This is a genomic window from Pseudomonas sp. JV245A (assembly GCF_032424515.1).
GTDB lineage: Bacteria > Pseudomonadota > Gammaproteobacteria > Pseudomonadales > Pseudomonadaceae > Aquipseudomonas > Aquipseudomonas protegens.
In genome coordinates, this window is sequence record NZ_VYKE01000047.1 from 23,533 (window position 1) to 41,306 (window position 17,774).

Consider the following 17,774-nt stretch of genomic DNA (forward strand, 5'->3'; position numbering starts at 1 on the left):
GTGGCTAACGATACTGATAGCACACCCCCAAGATGGAGCTACCCGCCATGACCGCCGCCTGCCTGATGAGCACCTACCAACCCCTCGCGCTGAGCTTCTGCAAAGGCCTGGGCAGCCGTCTCTGGGACCAGGCCGGGCGAGAATACCTGGACGCCATCGCCGGGGTCGCGGTGACCGGCATCGGCCACAGCCACCCACGGCTGGTCGGCGCCATCAGCGAACAGGCCGGCCTGCTGCTGCACAGCTCCAACCTCTACGACATCCACTGGCAGCAGCAACTGGCCGCCAAGCTGACCCGATTGAGCGGCATGGACCGGGCGTTCTTCAACAATTCCGGGGCCGAGGCCAACGAGACCGCCCTCAAGCTGGCACGCCTGCACGCCTGGCACAAAGGCATCGAGCAGCCCCTGGTGGTGGTCATGGAAAACGCCTTTCATGGCCGGACCCTGGCCACCCTGGCCGCCAGCGACGGCCCGGCAGTGCGCCTGGGCTACGGCCAGTTGCCAGGCGGTTTTCTCAAGGTGCGCTTCGGCGATCTGGCCGCCCTGGAATCGGCCGTCGCCGAGCATGCTCCACGCATCTGTGCCGTATTGATGGAGCCGATCCAGGGGGAAAGCGGCATCCAGCTGGCCCCACCCGGCTACCTCAAGGCCGTGCGCGAGCTGTGCACCCGGCGCAACTGGCTGTTGATGCTCGACGAGATCCAGAGCGGTATCGGCCGCACCGGGCGCTGGTTTGCCTGCCAGCACGAAGACGTGGTGCCGGATGTGATGACCCTGGCCAAGGGCCTGGGCAACGGCATTCCCATCGGCGCCTGCCTGGCCCGGGGCAAGGCTGCCCAGCTGTTTACCCCGGGCAGCCACGGCAGCACTTTCGGCGGCAACCCTCTGGCCTGCCGCGCGGCCTGCACCGTACTGGACGTCATCGAGGACCAGCAGTTGCTGGCCAACGCCGAACAGCGCGGTGCCCAACTGCTGCGGCGGCTGCGCGAGGAACTGGCGGCGCATCCGGCGGTGCGGGAGATTCGTGGGCTGGGGCTGATGGTGGGTATCGAACTGCGACAGCCGGCCCGAGAGCTGGTGCAGGTCGCCGCCCGTGACCACGGGCTGCTGATCAATGTCACCCGGGGCACCACCATCCGCCTGCTGCCACCCTTGGTGATCGATGGGCAGGAAGTGGAGATGATCGTCGATGGGCTGCGTCAGACCCTGGAGGCGCTCTAGCCTGGGCGAGGCGGGGCAATGCAGTCGGCAGGCACCGGGGCGGTCAGCGCCTGCCCCGGCCTCCGCCCATGGGCTTCAGTCGTCCAGCGCCTTGGGCGCTGCGGCGGGCTTGGCCGCCTTGCCGGCCTTGGCATTGGCCGGCTTGGCCTCCGGCTCGGGGGCCGGAGCCGGCGCTGCGGCCTGTTTCTCCGCCGCCGGCAACTGGTCGACGGCACTGAAGACTTCCTTGAGCTCGATGGCCCCGGAGTGCTCCAGCTTCTTCTCGCCGTCCTTGCCCACCAGGATCACCTTGGTCTGCGCCCCGGCGCCCAGCTTGAGGCTGCGGATCAGGGCCATGGTGGATTGCGGGTCGATGTCCTTGCCATCGCGCTGGCCGATGGTGTTGATCACCGTGTACAGGACCATGTTGCGTTCGTTGAAGGCTTGACGGGTGGCCGGCTCTTCCAGGGACTTCTTCAGGCTCACCAGGGTCGGGTCCACGGTGCTGGGGGCAATCACGATCAGTGGCCGTGACTTGCCCAGGTCCTGGGTCAATGGGCCGTCGTTGTCGGCCGCCAGGACAGGGCCGGCAACAGCGAGCAGAGTAGCGAAGGTCAATGACCGAATGAACATGCGTCTCTCCTTATGTTTTCCACGCAGTAATGATTGCGCATTGCGGGAAAAGGTCCAGGCCGGGACTCAAAATCTGACATTTTTTTGCCCACGGCGCAGCGCTGGTCTTCGGCTTGCCACAGGCCGCGCACGACCGGGGCTCGCGCCCTTCCAGCGGTCGGCACAACCAGGTTCGCGGTAAGGTTTTGTTGCATATGCAGCCCGACAATTACGCCCCTGCAGCACTCGCGCCAACAGCCTTGCGCCCGCTCTTTAATATTCGAATCAATACAACAGCGGCCCTGGGTTGTTTATAAGAACCGCTGCACGACACATTCAACCCACACAACTCCAGCGCTCTTAACAACCATTGAAACGAACCACTCGCAGAACCTCCGGCAACAATCAACAAGAAGATTCCGAAAGTTTTAAACTTATGCCTCAAGTGTCATTTTTCAAACGTCAGAAAACAGGCGCGAATCCCCTACCCCGATAGAAAAATCGGTCTATATCAAGGCTTACAGAGGCCTCTCAGTTTATTGCCACAGCCCACGTCACGGGCCGCCGCGGCCTTTTAACTGCTGCCCTGCAACAACTCTAAGTTACATGCCCAGGCCTGCTTGAATTGCAGCAGACAATGATCTGGAGCAAATAACCGAAGCCATCACTACTTGTTCTTTTATTGCCGAGGGAACTATAGTGCGGCGCGGCACGGACAGCCCGATACGGCACAACTATAAAGCGGCAACTCGCCCTATTACCGAACACTATCCCTTACGGGTTTTTTCGAATGAGCGTCCGATACCGATGATCCCCCTCCTCATCTGCGATGACTCGAGCATGGCCCGCAAGCAGGTGCTGCGGACCTTGCCCAGCGAGTGGCGGGTGTCCGTGACCCAGGCCTGCAACGGGCGCGAAGGCCTGGAAGCCCTGCGCCGCGGGCTGGGCAAGGTGGCGCTGCTGGACCTGACCATGCCCGTGATGGACGGCTACCAGGTCTTGAGTGCGGTGCAGGAAGAAGGCATCGAGGCGCAGATCATTGTCATCTCCGGCGACATTCAAGAAGAAGCCGTGCGCCGCACCCGCGAGCTGGGCGCACGGGCCTTCCTCAAGAAGCCCTTCGACCCGCAGCAACTGCGCGCCCTGCTCAACGAACTGCAACTGCTGGACAGCACTGACGCCAAGCCATTGGCAGCCCCTTCGCCAGCACCGGTGGTGACCTTTCGCGACGCCTTCCGGGAAACCGTCAACGTTTCCATGGGCTACGCCGCGGCACTGATCGCCAAGGTCCTGGATGTCTTCGTGCACCTGCCGATTCCCCACGTCAATGTGCTGGAAGCCGGCGAGTTGCAGATGCTCCTGGCCGATGCCAACCGCGCCCGGCAACTGACCGCCATCTGCCAGAGCTACATCGGCAGCGGCATCGCCGGCGAAGCCTTGCTGATGTTCTACGACTCCGAAGTGGCCGACATCGCCCAGTTGATAGAGCAAGGCACCGACCCCTACCAGGAAATGGAAGTGCTGATCGACCTCTCCAGCGTGCTGATCGGCGCCTGCCTGAGCAGCATCGCCGACCAGCTGGACGTGTTCTTTTCCGTGGGCCATCCCCAGGTACTGGGGGAACACACCACCATCGACGAGCTGATCGTGCTCAACCAGCAGCGCTGGAAAAAGACCCAGGCGGTGGAGATCAGCTACAGCCTGGAAGAACAGAACATCCACTTCGACCTGTTGCTGTTGTTCACCGAAGGCTCCATGGCCTTGCTGGAACAGAAGCTCGCCTACCTGATGAGTTGAGCCATGCCCAAGAGAATGGATTTCAGTGAATTGCACTGGTTGCTGGCGGTGGTCCAGAGCATCGACGTGGGTATCGTCGTGCTCGACCTGGAGTGCCGGGTCCAGGTGTGGAACAGCTTCATGGAGAACCGCTCCGGAGTGCCCTCCAAGCAGGCCATCGACCAGTCGTTCTTCGAGCTGTTCCCCGAGGTCGAGCGACCCTGGTTCACCCGCAAGGTGGGGCGCGTGGTGGCCCTCGGCACGCCGGCCTTCACCATCTGGAAGCAGCGGCCGTACCTGGTGCATTTCAACAACTACCAGCCGATCACCGGCCAGGGCGAGTTCATGTACCAGAACACCACCCTGCTGCCGCTGCGTTCCTCCAACAGCGAGATCCACCACGTCTGCCTGGTGATCTACGACCTGACCGACGTGGCAATCAACAGCCTGGCCTTGCAGAAGGCCAACCAGCAGTTGCAGCACCTGTCGCGCACCGACCACCTGACCCAGCTCTACAACCGCGGCCACTGGGAACAGCGCCTGCAGTTCGAATACAGCCGCCACGGCAGCAGCATCGCCCTGCTGATGCTGGACATCGATCACTTCAAGTCGATCAACGACCGCCATGGGCACCAGGCCGGCGATGCAGTGATCAAGCGCGTCTCCGAGCTGATCCACCAGCATGTGCGCGACAGCGACGTGGCCGGGCGCTATGGCGGCGAGGAGTTCGCCATTCTCCTGCCCCACACCGACCTTGCCGGGGCCCGCACCCTGGCCGAGCGCTTGCGCCAGTCGGTGGAAGAGCAGGAGGTGATCCACAACGGCCAGGTCATCGCCTTCACCATCAGCCTGGGCATCGCCTGCCTCGACCGTCCGGCCCGGGATCATCGCTGCCTGATCGAGTGGGCCGACCAGGCGCTGTACGCCTCCAAGCGCGCCGGGCGCAACCGGGTCAGTACCTACGCGCCTTGAACGGCAGCACTGGAAAAACCTGAAAAAAACTCGCTCCCGAGGGATAAACTGCGCGCTTTTCCGGTCCATCCCCCGGTCTGCTACGCCTTTCCCAGCGCCACAAGGAGTCCTGCGCGCATGTCCCAGTCGAATTCGAACCACTCCCCGCAAGAGCAATGGCAGCAAGCCGTGCTGACCTATGCCCGCGACATCAATCGCTATGTCGAGACCGGCAACCGCGACGGCTGGAAGGGCTTGAAGGAACCGCACTTGCCCGATACCGAGCACCTGCTGCCAGACTGGCAGGCGGCCCTGGAAGCGAGCAACCAGGAGCCCTACGACGCAGCCCGGCGCCAGGCATTCCGCCAGGAGTGGCCGCCGGCGCACTTCCCATTGTCGCCACGCCTGGAAAGCCAGGGACGGATGATTCCGACCCTGGCCCTGTTGCCGGACGGCAGCCTGCTGGCGCGCATAGGCGCACCTTACGAGGCTGGCGAGGTGGTGCATATCGACGACGCAAGGATCCAGACCCTGGAGCAGGTGGAAGGCTTCGGCATGTGCCCCCAGCGGCGCTATTTCGCTTGGGCACGGGCCGACGGCATCCAGCTCACCGACGGCTGGAACGGGCCAGAGGTGGCAAGTTTTGCCTGGCCCGATCCCCACGCGAACCTGCCGACGGGGGTGGCGCTTGAAGACACCGGGCGCCCTCGCCCCAGCAGCCTGATGCCCTTCCCCGACGGGCGCCGGGTACTGCTGGTGAGCTCCGACGGCATCTTCGTCCTGCAGGCCGAGGGCGCCACGCGCCTGCTGCCGAGCCTGGAAGACCTGCAGCAAGAGCTGGCCGACGGCGTCGCTCCCGAGGACCTGGGCATCGGCCTGAGCATGGAGCATGGCGCGGTGTCGCCCGATGGCCAGTGGATCGCCGTGGGCGAGCAAAGCAGCTCGCACCTGGTGTTCGATGCAAGGTTGCAACGGGTAGCGCAGATCGGCCCCGCCAGCGAGTACCCGCATTTCGCCCATTTCAACCAGCGCGGCGATCGCCTGCTGCTCAATGCCTGCCACTTCTATGGCGGTGCCAGCGTGGGAGTGGCGGTGGCCGACCTGCCAGGGCTGTCCACCGATTTCTACAGTGACGATGCGCGCACCCCGGTGCTGCAGGAAGGTGCCCGGGTGTATGCCGCGGCGTCACGGGGCGACGAATTCATCATCGGCGACGCCTACGGCTATCTGCGGGCCTTCAGCGAAAACGGCGAGGAACGCTGGCAGCACTATATCGGCTCGACCCTCACCGCCATGGACATCAGCCCCGATGGCAAGACCCTGGTGGCCGCCACCTATGCCGGGATCATCGTCAAGCTTGACCTGGACGCCGGGCGCCCGGACTGGCAGATCGGCACCGGCGAGCACCTTGAAGTGCAGCGCTGGCTGTTCTGGAAAGACTTCGCCAAGCCGCTGCTGTGGTGACCGGGGGTTAAACCGGCGGGCGCGAGAAACTCACTTGCAGTTGCAGGTGATCCGGATCGTCGATCGCCCGCAGGTACTCCTCCACGCTGACCTCGCCGGCACTGGACCGGGCCCCCGGGGCCGGCACATGGCCGGCGAGCAGCTTGTGCACCACCGCCACCGCCGCGCAGCTGGGAATCTCCGGCCCGTGGTCATGGGTTGCGGTGAGCTGCACGCTCATCGACAGTGGCTGGCCGTCCTGGCCCAGGCCGTGCACGTCGATGTACAGGGCACTGAGCCCATCTCCGAAACCTTCGAACCAGGTGCCGCAGCGATGCAGGCGCGCCGCCCAGGGCGCCGGGTCGCGCACCAGGCCGAGCTTCACCGCCTGGGCCAGCAGCGCATTGGCCAACCCGGCGATCTTCAGCCCGGCGCCGGCCTGGAAGCTCAGGGAGCGGGCACCGTAGCGCTCGGCGAACAGATCCAGGTCCGGCACATCGACATTGGCCACCAACCGCGTGCCCAGCCTGGGCAGCTTGCGCAGGGTCAGGCCCTGCCAGCCGATCACCGGGTGCGGCCGGCCGTCCTTGAGTTGCAGGATGGGTTTGCCGGCATAGGCCAGCACGCCCTGGATGGTGGACAGGCCGGGCATCTTCGCCGAGGAGGAAATGCCGTGCTCGATGCGCTCGATGCGGGAAAAACGCTCACGGTGTTCATCGATCATCGCCGCCGACAGGGTCGGCACCGAGCTGCAGCCGCTGAGCAGCGTCACCCCGGTGGCCCGGGCGGCCTCATCCAGCGTGCCAATGCCGCGCACGAACTGGCGACAGTCGGCCAGGTCGCAGTAGTTGACCCCGGCCTCGATGCAGCCCCGGGCCACCGCGTAGGACTGGCCCTGGAACGGCCCGCCGGTATGGATCACCCAGTGCACCTTAAGGGCCTTGAGCGCCGGCGCCCATTGCGGCCCCATGGCATCGCCGCACCAGCCTTCGCAGGGCTGCCCGCCTTCAGCCTGCAAGGCCTGAACCTTGGCCGCGAGCTTGTGCGGGTCGCGCCCCGAAATCAGCAGATGCACCCCAGGGGTATGGATCAGATAGCGGCAGACGATGCTGCCGAAATTGCCATAACCACCCACCACCAACACCCTGAGCGCCATTGCCTGCATCCTTGAACTAAGCCGTTGCGCAGCATGAACGCTGCCATTCGAGGCGCGGCAGCTTGGTGGATTTGCCAGCGCTCGACAAGCCCCCGCCAACCTTCGACATGCCCCCGAAACGCCCCTGGCAAGTGCTTGTAATATTCAGTTAGAAAAAAAATGCCAATGCCGGTCCGGCATAATGCTATGCAAAATCCTCATCATCTACGGCCCTGGAGCGTGATAGCCTCGTCCTGCTATGTCGGCCTCGCATAATAAACCCGTCGGTTCGCGCAACCGAACGGGATAAAGACGCCTTGCTACCCACCTTGTTTCATCTTCATCTGCCCAACTAACGTTTCGCTGTGAGCCGCTCTTTCCCCGGCTCGCCAAGGGAACTGATTGCAAAATTTGACTCGACCTCAAGGTCGATCTCTCGATCCTATCTCGGAGCTGTTATGTCCAGGCTTTCCCATCAAGATTTGCGCCGCGGTTTCCGTGAACTGATCGCTTCCAACTCCTGCTACCACACCGCTTCCGTATTCGACCCGATGTCTGCCCGTATCGCCGCCGACCTGGGTTTCGAAGTGGGCATCCTCGGCGGCTCGGTGGCCTCGCTGCAAGTGCTGGCGGCCCCCGACTTCGCCCTGATCACCCTCAGTGAATTCGCCGAACAGGCCACCCGCATCGGCCGCGTGGCGCAGTTGCCGGTCATCGCCGACGCCGACCACGGCTATGGCAACGCGCTGAACGTGATGCGCACCGTGGTCGAACTGGAACGCGCCGGCATTGCCGCGCTGACCATCGAAGACACCCTGCTGCCGGCCCAGTTCGGACGCAAATCCACCGACCTCATCTCGGTGGCCGAAGGCGTCGGCAAGATCCGCGCCGCCCTGGAAGCCCGGGTTGATCCGGAACTGGCGATCATCGCCCGGACCAACGCCGGCATCCTTCCGGTGCAGGAAATCATCAGCCGTACCCAGCAGTACGAGCGTGCCGGCGCCGACGCCATCTGCATGGTGGGCATCCGTGATTTCGAACAGCTGGAACAGATCTCCGAGCACCTGAGCGTGCCGCTGATGCTGGTGACCTACGGCAACCCGGCGCTACGGGACGATGCGCGCCTGGCCGAGCTGGGCGTGAAGATCGCCGTGGACGGTCATGCCGCCTACTTCGCCGCGATCAAGGCCACCTACGACTGCCTGCGCGAGCAGCGGCAGATCTTCACCCAGGCGTCGGACCTGAGCGCCACCGAACTGGCCCACACCTACACCCAGCCCGAGGAGTACATCGTCTGGGCCAAGGAGTTCATGAGCGTCAAGGAGTAACACCGGCGATTGGCCGGGGTGAGGCGCCACGCCTCAACCCTGGGCCGATTTCAGCGCGCCTTCCACGCAGTCGAGGATCTGCCCGATGGTCCAGGGCTTGCGGATGAAGGACACCGGATAACGCACCCCGGAACTCTCGGGGGTCTCGAAACCCGACATGACCACGATCGGCAACTGCGGCCAGCGCTCGCCGCACAAATTGCTCAGGCTCGCGCCATTGAGGGTGCCGGGCATGGTGATATCGGTCAGCAGCAGGGCCACGTCCGCGGCCTGTTCCTGCAGGAATTCCCAGGCCCGATCCGCGCTGTCCATCGCCTGGGTGGCAAACCCTTCGTCCTGCAGGATCTCGCAGAGAAACTCCAGCACCGTCGGCTCATCCTCCACCACCAGGATCAAACGGGATTGGGCGCCGGGATTGACTGGCGTGGCTGGGTTCATGAGGGTGACACTCCCTGACGGATTGAGGCGGCTACACACAGGACCGCTGACAAGAGTTATGAGCGGCGCCTTGACGATAAATTCATTTACGCTGCAAGGCCGGCGCGTTTTTAGTACCGGTCCGATCCGCACGCGGAAGCGGGCGCCCCGTTCTTTCACCCACGGCAGGAACATCTTCAACCATGCAGTTCGATCCCAAGCGCCTGGCCCAGGCCCGGCATGTGGTGGTATTCAGCGGTGCCGGGGTCTCGGCGGAAAGCGGCATCCCGACCTTTCGTGACGCCCTGACCGGCCTGTGGGAACACTTCGACCCGGCGCGCCTGGCCACCGTGCAAGCCTTTCGCGAAGACCCGGCGCTGGTCTGGGGCTGGTATGAATGGCGACGCCAGAAAGTGCTCCAGGCCCAGCCCAATCCAGCCCATCTGGCCCTGGCCGAACTGGCCCGGCGGGTGCCGCGCCTGACCCTGATCACCCAGAACGTCGACGACCTGCACGAACGCGCCGGCAGCCCCTCGGTGCTGCACTTGCACGGCAGCCTGCACACCCCCAAGTGCTTTGCCTGCAACCGCCCGTTCAAGGGCCAACTGCCCTTGCCGGACTTGCCGGAACAGGGCGCCAGCCTGGAGCCGCCGCGCTGCACCGGTTGCAACGGCAAGATCCGCCCCGGGGTGGTGTGGTTCGGCGAACCCCTGCCCCAGGCGACCCTCAAGGCCGCCTTCAACGCCGCCGAAGCATGCGACCTGCTGCTGTCGGTGGGCACCTCCGGGCTGGTCCAGCCGGCGGCGCGAATTCCCCAACTGGCGCTGCAGCACGGCGCCTGCGTGGTGCATATCAACCCCCAGCCCCAGGCTTGCACCGGCGCCGAGGAATACAGCCTGGAGGGCAAGGCCGGGCAGTTGCTGCCGGAACTATTGCGCCAGGCCTTTGCCTGATTCCCTGGCGGCTCAAGCCGGGCCGCCGCTTCTGTTCAAGGACGCTTTCACATGCCGCAATCCCCCGACTCTTCATGGCTCGAAGCCGCCTGGGCGCAACGTGAAGAACAGATCTACCCGGCGCTGTTCGGCGCACTGGGCCCGGGCATCTATCCCCTGGACATGGCGCTGTTCAGCCAGGTCTTTGGCCAGCACGACGTCGATCCGCGCTGGCTCACCCACGGGGTCTTCGAATCACCGCCCAATGCCGGACGCAGCAGTTGGCTATACGTCACTTCGGGCCTGTCCAATGCCTGGGAAGATGCCCGGCCCGATGCCGATGGCGAATCCGGCATGGGCCACGAACTGCTGCTGGAAACCCGCGAACAGTCACCCTGGGCCCTGCGCCTGTTACGCAATTTCTGCGCCTACCAATTGCTGCTGGCCGCCGGCCGTTTTGGCGAGCAGCCGCCGTTGGGCGAATGGGACCGCATGCGTACCGGCGAGCCGATCAATGGCGGCGACAGCCTGTTGCAGGCACTGCTGTTCATCCCCGCGCCGGGTTTTGCCGGCCCCCGGCAACTGCTGAGCGGGCGCTTCGGATTTCTGCAGATCATCGGCCTGACCCTGGCCGAACACGCCTGGGGCCAGGCCGAGGGCTACCCGGCCCTGATGGAGCGCCTGGCCCTGGCCGGGGCAGCGCCGGTGCTGGACCCGACCCGAGCCAGCCTGTGCTGAAGGCCGGTGAAAAATCCGCCACGACCAGGGCGGATCGTCATTTTTCCCGCCACGCCAGGCCCGCATGAGGTAGATTCAAGCAGCGAACAATCTCGCGACGACGTTTGCTTTCTTGCCCTGCCGCTGGAAACCAAGCCCCGTACCGGTGGCTCTGTTCACTGCCCCGCTATTTTTTCGCCACTGGCCGCGCATGGTGCGGTGGCGACGCTTTCAGGAAATGGATGAATGCCGCAAAGACAAGTGATCAATGCTTCGGTGAGCCCGAAAGGCAGCCTGGAGACCCTCTCGCAACGTGAAGTGCAACAGCTCAGCGCCGCCGGTTCCGGCAGCATCTATACCCTGTTCCGCCAGTGCGCCCTGGCCATCCTCAATACTGGCGCCCACGTCGACAACGCCAAGACCATCCTCGACGCCTACCACGATTTCGAAGTGCGCATTCACCAGCAGGATCGCGGCGTGCGCCTGGAACTGCTGAACGCGCCGGCCGATGCCTTCGTTGATGGCGAGATGATCGCCAGCACCCGGGAAATGCTCTTCAGCGCCCTGCGCGACATCGTCTACACCGAGAACGAACTGGACAGCCAGCGCATTGACCTGGACAGCTCCCAGGGCATCACCGACTACGTCTTCCACCTGCTGCGCAACGCCCGCACCCTGCGCCCCGGCGTGGAGCCCAAGATGGTGGTGTGCTGGGGCGGCCACTCGATCAATACCGAAGAATACAAATACACCAAGAAGGTCGGCCACGAGCTGGGCCTGCGCAAGCTGGACATCTGCACCGGCTGCGGCCCGGGCGTGATGAAGGGCCCGATGAAGGGCGCCACCATCGCCCATGCCAAGCAGCGCATGAGCGGCGGCCGCTACCTGGGCCTGACCGAGCCCGGGATCATCGCCGCCGAGGCGCCGAACCCCATCGTCAACGAGCTGGTGATCCTGCCGGACATCGAGAAGCGCCTGGAAGCCTTCGTCCGCGTCGGCCACGGCATCATCATCTTCCCCGGCGGCGCCGGCACCGCGGAGGAGTTCCTCTACCTGCTGGGCATCCTGATGCACCCGGACAACCGCGACCTGCCCTTCCCGGTGATCCTCACCGGCCCCAAGAGCGCGGCGCCCTACCTGGAGCAGCTCAACGCCTTCGTCCTGGCAACCCTGGGCGAAGCGGCGCGCCAGCACTACCAGATCATCATCGACAACCCGCCGGAAGTGGCGCGGCAGATGACCGAGGGGCTCAAGACCGTCAAGCAGTTCCGCCGCGAACGCAACGACGCCTTCCACTTCAACTGGCTGCTGAAGATCGACGAGAGCCTGCAACGTCCCTTCGATCCGACCCACGAGAACATGGCCAACCTGCAACTGAGCCATGCCCTGGCGCCCCACGAACTGGCGGCCAACCTGCGTCGTGCGTTCTCCGGCATCGTCGCCGGCAACGTCAAGGACCAGGGCATCCGCCTGATCGAGCAGAAAGGCCCGTACAGCATCCACGGCGACCCGGCGATCATGCAGCCCCTGGACCAGCTGCTCAAAGCCTTCGTCGAGCAGCACCGCATGAAGCTGCCCGGCGGCGCCGCCTACGTACCGTGCTACCGCGTGGTCAACTGAGCCCTGCCCTGCTGCCTTGAACAACGCCGCGTTCCCTGCCTGGGAACGCGGCTTTTTTTTGCCCGGCCTGTACCGTTCGCCACGCGTCCCGTCCTGCTCCATGCCACTGCAACGCCCCTCTGGCGGGCCGTGCCACGGGGTAAGTATTTTTCGTTTTTTTTGCGCCACCGGCGCCGCCGCCCATCATTCACTGCCTGAGTACTATCGCCTCACTGCCACTTCCGGCGGTACCTAAAGGAGATGACTCACATGGCTAAAAAAGCCCCTTCTGCCAAGCCCTCGCCGATGAACCAGCCGGCAGCTTCGCGCATCGCCAGCACCACCGCCAAGGCCGGCAACGGCCAGGTGCCGGCGGACAGCTTCGCTGCCCGGGCCGAACGCGCCGCGGCAAAAAACGCCAATCCTTGATCCTCTCGCGCCCCACCGGCCTTCGCCGGTGGGGTCAGGCCAGGAGGCCGACATGACCCATTACAGCAATGACAAGAACATCGCCCGGCTGGTCCGCCAGCAATTACGTCTGGGCTGGCTGTTCCATCATGGCAAATGCCATGGGAAGCTCACTGCCCCAGGCAAGGGCTCGATCCCTGTGCCCTGCACACCCAGCGACTGCCGGGCACTGCAAAACTTCAAACTGATGCTGCGGAGGCTCGAATGCCGATAGCCCGTTCCCCCTTTCCCAGCCTGGGTGAGTGCTACCAACTGCTGACCGCCGCGTTCGATACCAAGGCCAGCGACCCAACGCGGCGCAAGCAACTGGCCAGGCTGGCAGACAGCGATCACGACTGGAGCCTGTTTCCCGCGATCAAGCGTGACCTGCTGATCGAACCCCTGGCCCAGCTGGACTGCGAGTTCGCCCAGTACGTGGAAGCCTTCATCGATTATCTGCAGGCGCACTACCTGGATCTGATCAAGAACGTGGAACTCGATAGCCTGAGCCGCGAGCAGGCATTACCGGTACTGGTCGAACACTATGCCGGCCTGGTCAGCGGCTTCCTCCAGCAACTGCAGCAACGCTTCGGCGGCCCGAACCTGGGGCAACTGCTGGACCCGGACCAGACGGCCTTCGGGCAGGTCTTGCAGTGGTATCAGCAGCACAGTGGCGACTCGCTCCAGCAACTGGCCCAGCGCCTGTATCCCGAGAGCAAGGATGCCCGTGACCAACTGGCCCGCTGGCACAACGGCACACGGCTGGCCGACCTGTCGAGCCTCAAGGTCCTGCTCAAGACCCTGGAACAGGCCGCCAGCCCGCCCCTGCTGGTGCGCAACCTGGGGCGCTGGCTGGTGATTGGCCGGGCCCTTGGCTACCTCGATCAACAGCTGCTCGGCGCCGGGCGCGGAGCTTTTCGCCAGCCGGTATTGCAGGCCCTGTTGCTGATGCCCACCCCGGACAGCGGCCGGCAGGCGCTGCGGCGCCTGAATCTGGCGGCCGGCCAGCGCCTGAATATCCTCAAACCCGGGGCCCGATGGCTGAGCGAACACCTTGACCCGAGCCGAGACAAGGACAGTACCTGCCAGGCCCGAACCCGGCAGATGCTGGACGACTTCATCACCCTGCAAACCCGTTATGACGAAGATCACCGCACCGGCTATCTCAGTGCCTGGTACGAGGGCCGCTGGCAGTTGCTCTCGGGCAACTCCCCTGCCGCCCTGCGGCATTACGCCAAGGCCCTGGACGCGGCCCTGTATCGCGCCGGGCCCTTGCAGCTCGGCCTGCTGGAGGAAGCCCTGAGCCTGGCGGCGGCGCTGGAGGACAAGATCCTGCTCAAGCGCATGAAACATCAGGCCGTGGTGCTGGGACTGTTCAGCACCCTGGGCATGGAGCAGGGCCCGGTGATCAGTGACTGGGAAATCATTCAGTTGAAACAGGTCTTCGCACGGCTGTTCCCGCCGCAGGGTTTGTTCCCCCAGGCCGAGCGCCAGGAACTGCAGGTGGAGCGGCCCTTCCTGGCTTTCGACCCTGCCGAGATCGCCCGGATCAAGGTGGACCTGAAGCGCCCCGACCGGGTAATCACCGTGCATGCCCTGGACGGCCAGAAGCGTCGCTATCCGCAATTGCTGTGGTTCGCCTCCGAAGGTCAGGCCGATGCGGTGAGTGCGCTGTTGCAGGCCGGCGCCGACGTCAACCCGAGCGACGAGGCCGCTGGCTCGGCGCTGCTGTACGCCCTGCAATACGCCCACGATAGAAACCAGCGCGGCGCCCTCGACCTGCTCCTGGCCCGGCCTCATGCCGTCGCTACCCTCGACCGCCGCACCCACAGAAAACAACTGACGCCCCTGATACAGGCCATCGACATGGGGGATGCCGAACTGGCGGCCCGACTTCTGCAGATGGGCGCCTCGGCCGACGCGCGAGGGCTGTATCCGCTGCTGACCCCGCTGTATCACTGCCTCGGAAAGCTGTGCCAGGTGCAACGCCCGGACAAGACACTGGAGTTGGTACTCGAAAGGATCGGGCAACAGGACCCGGTCAGCCGCGAAGTCCTGCGCCGGACCCTGGGCAGCAGCGCCGGAACCTTCGGGCAACGGATGCCCATACCACCCGGGCACCCGCTGTATCAACAGGTGCTAGAAATGCTCCTGGAACTGCAGAGTGAACGCTGCGACCCCGGGCAACTGATGCATATCGCGCACCTGCTGCTGCACCACGGTGCCGACCCCAACGCTGTCCACGACTACCCCTGCGCCGGCCGGACCCCACTGATGCTGGCGGCCGAAGACGACCAGTTGGAGCTGTTCAAGGCCATGCTCGCGGCCGGCGGCGAGCCACAGCGCCAGGATCGCGAAGGCGCCGATTGCTGGCAAATCGCCCTGGCCCATGGCGCCCATCGGGTTCTGGCGTGGCTGCGCTCGATGCCGTCCTGAGAACCGTAGCCTGAAACTCCGGGACGGTTTGACAGCGTCCTGAGCAGTGTGGAATAGTTTTCCATAATAATGGAACATAGTTCCATTTTATCTCACTGATCGAAAAAGGCCCTGTCATTGTGAGCGACGTTCCCGCTGCAACCCTCCCGCCCCTGGATTGTGATTTGCTGGTGATCGGCTCCGGCGCCGCCGGCCTGGCCTGTGCGGTGACCGCCGCGTGGCATGGCCTGAAGGTGATAGTTGTGGAAAAGGATTCCACTTTCGGCGGTGCCAGCGCCTGGTCCGGCGGCTGGATGTGGGTGCCGGGCAATCCCCTGGCACGCCGCGCCGGCATCCATGAAAACCCGCAGCAACCGCGCACCTACCTCAAGCATGAGCTGGGGGAGCGCTACGATGCCGCACGCATCGACGCCTTTCTGGATAACGGGCCGCAGATGGTGGCCTTCTTCGAACAACACACGGCCCTGCAATTCGTCGACGGCAATGGCATCCCGGATATCCACGGCCAGGTGCCCGGGGCCGGGATCGAGGGCCATCAGGTGATCGCCGCGCCGTATGACGCCCGGGCCATCGGCCCACTGCTCAAACGGCTGCGCAAGACCCTGCGGGAAACCTCGTTCCTGGGCATGCCGATCATGGCCGGGGCCGACCTGGGGGCCTTTCTCAGCATGACCCGTTCCTTCAGGTCGCTGCTGCATGTGGCCGGGCGCTTTGCCCGCCACCTGCGGGACCTGGCGCTACACGGCCGGGCCATGCACCTGGTCAACGGCGTGGCGCTGATCGGCCGGCTGGGCAAGTCCGCCGAGGACCTGGGGGTCAACCTGCTGGAGTCCACCCCGGCCCGCTCGCTGCTGCGCGATAGCCAGGGCGTGCAGGGCGCCCTGGTGGACACGCCTGAGGGGCCGCGGGAAATCCGCGCCCGGCGTGGAGTGCTGCTGGCCGCCGGCGGCTTCGCCAATGACCTGCCCCGCCGCCAGGCGTTGTTTCCCCGCGCCCCGGGGCCGGACGAGCACCTGGCCCTGCCGCCGCGCAGTTGCTGCGGCGACGGCATCCGCCTCGGCGAACAGGCCGGTGCCGTGCTGGCCACGGACCTTGCCAGCCCGGTAGCCTGGGCCCCCGTCTCTCGGGTGCGGCATGCCGACGGCAGCATCGGCCACTTTCCCCACATCATCGACCGGGCCAAACCCGGGCTGATCGGCGTGCTGGCCAACGGCAAGCGTTTCGTCAACGAGGCGGACGGCTACTACGACTACACCGCGGCCATGCTGGAGGCGGTTCCCGCGGGCGAGGAAGTGGCGTCCTGGCTGATCTGCGACCACCGCTTCCAGCGCCGTTACGGCCTGGGTTATGCCCGGCCCTTCCCCCTGCCGGTGGGGCCGCTGGTGCGCAGCGGCTACCTGGTACGGGCCGACTCCATCCAGGCCCTGGCCAGCCAGTGCGGCATCGACCCCCAGGGCCTTGCGGCCACGGTGCAGGCATTCAACCAGCATGCCCGCAACGGCCAGGACCCCGAGTTCGGCCGCGGCTCGACGCCCTACAATCGCAAGCAGGGCGACGCCCTGTATCCCGGGCCCAACCCCTGCGTGGCGCCCATCGAACAGGGGCCTTTCTACGCGGTGAAAGTGCTGCCCGGCAGCTTCGGCACCTTTGCCGGGCTCAAGACCAACGCCCAGGCCCAGGTGCTGGATTCGCACGGCACGGCGATCCCCGGGCTGTATGCCGCAGGCACCGACATGGCCAGCGTGATGGGCGGCTTCTATCCCTCAGGCGGTATCAACCTGGGGCCGGCCATGACCTTCGGCTACATCGCCGGGCGCCATGCGGCCGGGGTCAGTGACTACGAAGTGCCGCTGGATCCTGGTGCCGAGGCCACCCGCGGCTGAGCCGCCAGGACGGGTTCAGGGGCCCCGGCCATCGCCGGCGTCCTCATTGACCAGCGGCGCCTGCAGCTGGCGTTCGAGCTGCTGGCCGAGGTAATACACCCCGGCCATGACCCCATGCTCGGGGTCATGCAACTGCCTGGCCCAGGCCTGATCGAAGGCCGCGCCCAGGTCCCGTCGGGTCTGGGTCTGCAGGTCTTCCCGGTCATGGTCCTGGACCAGCGCCCGGACCCCGGCCACTCCCACCGAAATCAGCGCGCCGGCCACCCGCCCCACCGCCGCAGCCACCGCACCGGCCACACTGCGGCTGGCGAACTGGGCCTGGAGCTTGTCACTGGTCACCTGCGCCACCTGGGACACCCCCGGGGCCGGCGCTCCCTGTTCGCCGGTCGGGGCGCCATGGATCTGCTGCAGCAAGGGCCCATAGGCGGGCAAGCGGGCAATGGGCTCGGCCCGTATCAACTGGTTCAAGGAGGCGCGCTGCTCGGGGGCCGGCCCCAGGTCGATGGCCAGCACCTGGTCCAGATGGAGTTCCAGTTGCGGTGCCGGCAGTGGGTAACGGCTGCGGATCTGCGCCAGCTGCTGGCGCAGCAACTGCACATAGAACTCCATGGCCTCGCCGGTGATCGCATCGGCATCGACTTCCAGCGCCACCGGTGCCAGCACCCGTTCCTGGTACTGCTCCTGCAAGTAGGCCGCCAGGCGCCGGGAAGCTTGCCCGGCGTCGCCTTTATCGTTCAGGGAATACCAGCCGACCTTGAGCGACAGCCATTCCTGGGTCCAGTAACCACTGAACCAGGGAATGAAGTTTTCCTCGGTCTGCTGGTAGACCCGGGTCCGCCAGTGCTCCATGGAGCCCTGGGCATAGACCTCGGCCTGTTCAGTGGCGCTGCGGGAGG

At 65.2% G+C, this 17,774-nt stretch carries 16 protein-coding genes; 12 read left to right on the forward strand and 4 right to left on the reverse strand.

What is annotated here, in order from left to right:
* The first annotated feature begins 47 nt into the window (after positions 1-47).
* Positions 48-1,223 carry an aspartate aminotransferase family protein gene (locus tag F6S12_RS15225; RefSeq protein WP_093408902.1) on the forward strand — a complete coding sequence of 392 codons (1,176 nt, stop codon included), beginning with the start codon at positions 48-50 and terminating at the stop codon, positions 1,221-1,223.
* Between the two features lie 75 nt (positions 1,224-1,298).
* On the opposite strand, the gene F6S12_RS15230 is transcribed toward F6S12_RS15225, so the two are convergent.
* Complete coding sequence (locus F6S12_RS15230; protein WP_011060757.1) at positions 1,299-1,835, reverse strand: DUF4174 domain-containing protein; 537 nt, start codon at positions 1,833-1,835, stop codon at positions 1,299-1,301.
* A 786-nt stretch (positions 1,836-2,621) separates the two neighbouring features.
* Between F6S12_RS15230 and F6S12_RS15235 the strand changes: the two genes are divergently transcribed.
* From F6S12_RS15235 to F6S12_RS15245, 3 genes are all read left to right on the forward strand, one after another.
* Positions 2,622-3,611 carry a response regulator gene (locus tag F6S12_RS15235; protein ID WP_011060756.1) on the forward strand — a complete coding sequence of 330 codons (990 nt, stop codon included), beginning with the start codon at positions 2,622-2,624 and terminating at the stop codon, positions 3,609-3,611.
* Between the two features lie 3 nt (positions 3,612-3,614).
* Positions 3,615-4,562 carry a diguanylate cyclase gene (locus F6S12_RS15240; protein ID WP_315869044.1) on the forward strand — a complete coding sequence of 316 codons (948 nt, stop codon included), beginning with the start codon at positions 3,615-3,617 and terminating at the stop codon, positions 4,560-4,562.
* Between the two features lie 117 nt (positions 4,563-4,679).
* Positions 4,680-6,005, forward strand: a complete 1,326-nt coding sequence (locus F6S12_RS15245; RefSeq protein ID WP_174394980.1) for a hypothetical protein — start codon at positions 4,680-4,682, stop codon at positions 6,003-6,005.
* A gap of 7 nt (positions 6,006-6,012) precedes the next feature.
* Here F6S12_RS15245 and F6S12_RS15250 read toward each other — a convergent pair whose 3' ends face one another.
* A complete protein-coding gene (locus F6S12_RS15250; RefSeq protein WP_315869045.1) occupies positions 6,013-7,140 on the reverse strand; it encodes a saccharopine dehydrogenase in 1,128 nt (375 codons plus the stop codon).
* A 437-nt stretch (positions 7,141-7,577) separates the two neighbouring features.
* On the opposite strand from F6S12_RS15250, the gene F6S12_RS15255 reads away from it, so the two are divergent.
* A complete protein-coding gene (locus F6S12_RS15255; protein ID WP_011060752.1) occupies positions 7,578-8,447 on the forward strand; it encodes an oxaloacetate decarboxylase in 870 nt (289 codons plus the stop codon).
* A gap of 33 nt (positions 8,448-8,480) precedes the next feature.
* Here the strand turns inward: F6S12_RS15255 and F6S12_RS15260 are convergent, their stop codons facing one another.
* Positions 8,481-8,885, reverse strand: a complete 405-nt coding sequence (locus F6S12_RS15260) for a response regulator (RefSeq protein WP_011060751.1) — start codon at positions 8,883-8,885, stop codon at positions 8,481-8,483.
* A gap of 182 nt (positions 8,886-9,067) precedes the next feature.
* Here F6S12_RS15260 and F6S12_RS15265 point away from each other — a divergent pair, with 182 nt between their 5' ends.
* The 7 genes from F6S12_RS15265 (at position 9,068) to F6S12_RS15295 (ending at position 16,878) form a co-directional block, all read left to right on the forward strand.
* Positions 9,068-9,817, forward strand: coding sequence for an SIR2 family NAD-dependent protein deacylase (locus F6S12_RS15265; RefSeq protein ID WP_236204170.1), 750 nt, complete (start codon positions 9,068-9,070; stop codon positions 9,815-9,817).
* A 51-nt stretch (positions 9,818-9,868) separates the two neighbouring features.
* On the forward strand, positions 9,869-10,534 hold the full coding sequence (locus F6S12_RS15270; RefSeq protein ID WP_019094424.1) for a suppressor of fused domain protein: 666 nt from the start codon (positions 9,869-9,871) through the stop codon (positions 10,532-10,534).
* 225 nt (positions 10,535-10,759) lie between these two features.
* Entirely contained in the window at positions 10,760-12,133 is a 1,374-nt protein-coding gene (gene ppnN, locus F6S12_RS15275) for a nucleotide 5'-monophosphate nucleosidase PpnN (RefSeq protein ID WP_011060748.1), read from the forward strand.
* 249 nt (positions 12,134-12,382) lie between these two features.
* Positions 12,383-12,541, forward strand: a complete 159-nt coding sequence (locus tag F6S12_RS15280; RefSeq protein ID WP_169893685.1) for a hypothetical protein — start codon at positions 12,383-12,385, stop codon at positions 12,539-12,541.
* 52 nt (positions 12,542-12,593) lie between these two features.
* Positions 12,594-12,794: a hypothetical protein gene (locus F6S12_RS15285; protein WP_125063760.1), complete on the forward strand. Its 201-nt coding sequence runs from the start codon at positions 12,594-12,596 to the stop codon at positions 12,792-12,794.
* Complete coding sequence (locus tag F6S12_RS15290; RefSeq protein ID WP_315869046.1) at positions 12,785-14,995, forward strand: hypothetical protein; 2,211 nt, start codon at positions 12,785-12,787, stop codon at positions 14,993-14,995. Before F6S12_RS15285 ends, F6S12_RS15290 begins: the two co-directional genes overlap by 10 nt.
* Before the next feature lie 119 nt (positions 14,996-15,114).
* Positions 15,115-16,878 (forward strand): FAD-dependent oxidoreductase, encoded by a 1,764-nt coding sequence (locus F6S12_RS15295; protein ID WP_065363751.1) that lies wholly within the window; start codon positions 15,115-15,117, stop codon positions 16,876-16,878.
* Between the two features lie 15 nt (positions 16,879-16,893).
* Here the strand turns inward: F6S12_RS15295 and F6S12_RS15300 are convergent.
* On the reverse strand, positions 16,894-17,774 hold an 881-nt coding region (locus F6S12_RS15300; protein WP_315869047.1), incomplete at its 5' end, for a hypothetical protein.